This is a genomic window from Mesorhizobium sp. M8A.F.Ca.ET.021.01.1.1 (assembly GCF_003998025.1).
Lineage (GTDB): Bacteria > Pseudomonadota > Alphaproteobacteria > Rhizobiales > Rhizobiaceae > Mesorhizobium.
Genome location: NZ_RZSJ01000539.1, coordinates 1 through 4,204 on the forward strand (window position 1 = coordinate 1; position 4,204 = coordinate 4,204).

The 4,204-nt window shown below is 66.6% G+C and carries 3 protein-coding genes; 2 read left to right on the top strand and 1 reads right to left on the bottom strand.

Annotation, left to right across the window (positions count from 1 at the left end; translation table 11 throughout):
- Nucleotides 1–917: serine hydrolase (locus EOA36_RS29240; RefSeq protein WP_145969361.1), on the top strand; the 917-nt coding region annotated here is incomplete at its 5' end.
- Between the two features lie 331 nt (nucleotides 918–1,248).
- On the top strand, nucleotides 1,249–3,573 hold the full coding sequence (locus EOA36_RS29250) for a Tex family protein (protein ID WP_127280465.1): 2,325 nt from the start codon (nucleotides 1,249–1,251) through the stop codon (nucleotides 3,571–3,573).
- Here the strand turns inward: EOA36_RS29250 and EOA36_RS29255 are convergent.
- A partial coding sequence (locus tag EOA36_RS29255) for a LysR substrate-binding domain-containing protein (RefSeq protein ID WP_127280466.1) occupies nucleotides 3,574–4,204 on the bottom strand: 631 nt, incomplete at its 5' end. It lies immediately after the preceding gene.

Here is a 4,204-nt window from a genome sequence, read left to right on the forward strand (position 1 = left end):
GGGTGATGAAAGGCGGAAAGGTAATAGGTGACTGGTTCGCCCCGCATATGGATTTCGGCGCCCGCCACATCATCTTCTCGATCAGCAAATCGGTGACCGCCATCATCGCCGGCATACTGGAAGGCGAGGGGGTGTTCGACCCCAAGGCGCCGGTGACGCAGTACATTCCGGAAGCCGCCGGCTCGGCCTATGGCGATGCGAGCGCGCGGCATGTGCTCGACATGAGCGTCAGCCTCGATTTCGAGGAGGCCTATCTCGATCCGGAAAGCGCCTTCGCTCGCTATCGCCGCGCCACGCTGTGGAATCCCGGCGGCGGCACCGAAAGCCTGCGCGAATTCATCCTGACCTTGCAGCGGCTTGCCGAGCCGCATGGCCAGACCTTCCGCTACCGCTCGCCCAATTCCGACCTGCTCGGCCTGCTGTTGGAGCGGGCGTCGGGACAGCGCTTCCCCGATCTGATGCGAGAGAAACTGTGGCTGCCGCTCGGCGCCGTCAGCGAAGCCTCGATCGGCGTCGACATGGAAGGCACGGCACGCACCGCCGGCGGCATTTCGGTGACGCCGCGTGACCTGGCGCGCATCGGCGAGATGATGCGGCAGGGCGGCACGGCCAATGGCCGCCGCATCGTGCCCGAGGCCTGGGTGCGCGACACCACGGTCACCGGCGGCAGCTCGGAAGCCTGGCAGCGCGGTGCGATGCTGCCGTTGTTCCCGAAGGGCCGCTACCGCAACAAATGGTATCAGACCGGCTTCGAAAATGGCGCCTATTGCGGCATCGGCATCCATGGCCAGTGGCTTTACGTCGATCCCAGGACCGAAGTGGTGATCGCCAAGATGTCGTCGCAGCCGGAGCCGGTCGACGATCCTCTGGATGTCGAGATCGTCGCGTTCTTCGAGGCGCTGAGCCGGATGATTTGAGTTGGGGGTGGTGAGCCGGTTTATCAAACGGTAGCGCCGCCCCTCATCGCCCTGCCGGGCACTTCTCCCCGTATAGGGACGGGGAGAAGGAGCTGGCAGCAATGTCGGCTCACTTCTTGCGACGTTGGTGATTGGCGAAGCCAGTGAGACAGCCCCTCTCCCCGTCACTATACGGGGACAGGATGCCGGCAGGCAGGTGAGGGGCAACGCTGACGTTCGATAGCAGACATGCTTTCCTGTGGACCTCGCGCACCGGCGAAGCGCTCAGCAGTTGGCGATGTGAACGTCGGCGCCTATGGTCGCCGCTCTTTTCGAAAAGAGTGGGAATAACATGGCATCCGACATCAAGCGCATCGCAGCCATCATCGCGGCCGAAATCAAGGCGCGGCCCGAACAGGCGGCCGCAGCGATCGGACTGCTCGATGAGGGTGCGACGGTGCCGTTCGTGGCGCGCTACCGCAAGGAAGTGACCGGCGGGCTGGACGACACGCAGCTGCGCGACCTTGCCGAGCGGCTCGCCTATCTGCGCGAGCTCGATGCGCGCCGCGCCACCATCCTTGGCTCGATCCGCGAACAGGGCAAGCTGACCGAAGAGCTTGAAACCAAGATCGCGGCGGCGGTCACCAAGGCGGAGCTGGAAGACATCTATCTCCCCTACAAGCCGAAGCGCCGCACCAAGGCCGAGATCGCCCGCGAGCGAGGCCTGGGGGCTTTGGCGGAGGCAATCCTCGCAGACCGCTCGCTGGTGCCCGCTGAGGTGGCGCTGGCGTATGTGACCGAGGAGGTGGCCGACGCCAAGGCGGCGCTCGAGGGCGCGCGCGACATCCTGTCGGAGCAGTTCGCGGAAAATGCCGATCTGGTCGGCAAGCTGCGGACCTACATGAAGGAGCGCGCCTTCCTGCGCGCCAGGGTGGTCGATGGCAAGCAGGAAGCCGGCGCGAAATTCTCGGACTATTTCGACCATGTCGAGCGATGGTCCACGGCGCCAAGCCACCGCGCGCTGGCCATGCTGCGCGGCCGCAACGAGGAAGTGCTGTCGCTGGACATCGAGGTCGACGCGGATGACACCTCGCCGGTGAAGCCGGTCGAGCGGATGATCGCCAACGCCTATGCCATCGGCGGCAGCCTGCCGGGCGACCGCTGGCTGATGGAGGTCGCCGGCTGGACCTGGCGGATAAAACTGTCGCTGCACCTGACGCTCGATCTGATGCGCGACCTGCGCGAACGGGCCGAGGAAGAGGCGATCCACGTCTTTGCCCGCAACCTGAAGGATCTGCTGCTGGCGGCACCCGCCGGCTCGCGGCCGACGATGGGGCTCGATCCCGGCATCCGCACCGGCGTCAAGGTGGCGGTGGTGGATGGCACCGGCAAGCTGGTGGCGACGACAACGGTCTATCCGTTCCCGCCGAGGAACGATGTGCGTGGCACGCAGGCCGAGCTTGCCGCGCTGATCCGCCAGCACAAGGTGGAACTGATCTCGATCGGCAACGGCACCGGCAGCAGAGAAACGGAAAAGCTGGTGGCCGACATGCTGTCCGACATGCCCGCGGGGGCAGGTCCGAAGCCGCTCAAGGTGATCGTCAGCGAGGCGGGTGCCTCGGTCTATTCGGCCTCGGCGGCGGCGGCGGCCGAGTTTCCCGGCCTCGACGTGTCGCTGCGCGGCGCGGTGTCGATCGCTCGGCGCCTGCAGGACCCGCTGGCCGAGCTGGTCAAGATCGAGCCGAAATCCATCGGTGTCGGCCAGTATCAGCACGATGTCGACCAGTACCGGCTCGGCCGCTCGCTGGAAGCTGTCGTGGAGGACGCCGTCAACGCGGTCGGCGTTGATCTCAACACCGCCTCGGCGCCGTTGCTGGCGCGCGTCTCGGGCCTCGGCGCGTCGCTCGCCGACGCCATTGTCGCACATCGCGATGCGACCGGACCATTCGCCAGCCGCAAGGAACTGCTCAAGGTGGCGCGGCTTGGACCGCGCGCCTTTGAACAGTCCGCCGGCTTCCTGCGCATTGCCAATGGCAGCGAGCCGCTCGATGCCTCGTCGGTGCATCCGGAAGCTTATGGCGTGGCCAAGAAGATCGTGGCGGCCTGTGGGCGCGACGTGCGTTCGCTGATGGGCGACAGCGCGGCGCTCAAGGCGCTCGATCCCCGTGTCTTCGTCGACGAGCGTTTCGGCCTGCCGACGGTGCGCGATATTCTGGCGGAGTTGGAGAAGCCCGGCCGCGACCCGCGCCCCGGCTTCAAGACCGCGACCTTCGCCGACGGCATCGACGACATCAAGGACCTGAAGCCCGGCATGCTGCTGGAAGGGACGGTGACCAACGTGGCGGCGTTTGGCGCCTTCGTCGATATCGGCGTCCACCAGGACGGGCTGGTGCATGTCTCGCAGCTTGCCGACCGTTTCATCAAGGACGCGCATGAGGTGGTCAAGGCCGGCGACGTGGTCAAGGTGCGCGTCGTCGATGTCGACATCAAGCGCAAGCGCATCGCGCTGTCCATGCGCAGGGATGGCGGCGAGGGCGGCGCATCGAAGGGCGGACCGCGCGACAATGGCGGCGGCAGGCCGGCGCCACGCTCGCCGGCGCCGCAGCGCCAGCCGGAGCGGCCGGCAGAGCAAGGTGCGTTTGGCGCGGCGCTGGCGGACGCGCTGAAGCGGAAGTAGCTACCACGCCAGAACAGCCGGCTCCTTCTCCAGCCGGCCCAGCAGCCAGTCTCGAAAACTGGCAACCGGTGGATAGCCGCGCTTGTCGTGGGGAACGACGAGGTAATAGGCGCTGCGGCTTTGCATCGGCTGGCCGGGCGCTGGCACAAGCTGGCCGCGCTGTAATTCACCCTCGATGAGGAGCAGCGGCAACAGCGCCACGCCGAGCCCTGCCATGCAGGCCTGGGCGGCGGTGCCGAACTGTTCGAACTGCATTCCGGGTCCGGTCGGAGCGCTCAGAGCCTGATGCTCGAACCATTCCGTCCAGGCGCCTGGGCGCGTCGTCATGTGCAGCAGCGGCAAACGGCCGATGTCGGCCGGCGTGGCGATGGCGCGGCCGGCGAGGAATTCGGGCGACACCACCGGCGCCACCGTTTCGCGCACCAGAAGCGTCGAGTCGGCTTCCGGCCAGTCCGGCAGGCCGAAGTGGATGGCCGCATCCAGCCTCTCCCTGGCGAAGTCGAAGCGGCCGACGCGGGTGACGAAGTTGATGGTTATGTCGGGATTGCTTTCGACGAAATCGGGGATCATCGGCATCAGCCAGCGCGTGCCGAAGGTCGGCAGAATGGCGAGGTTCAGGATGCCGCTATGC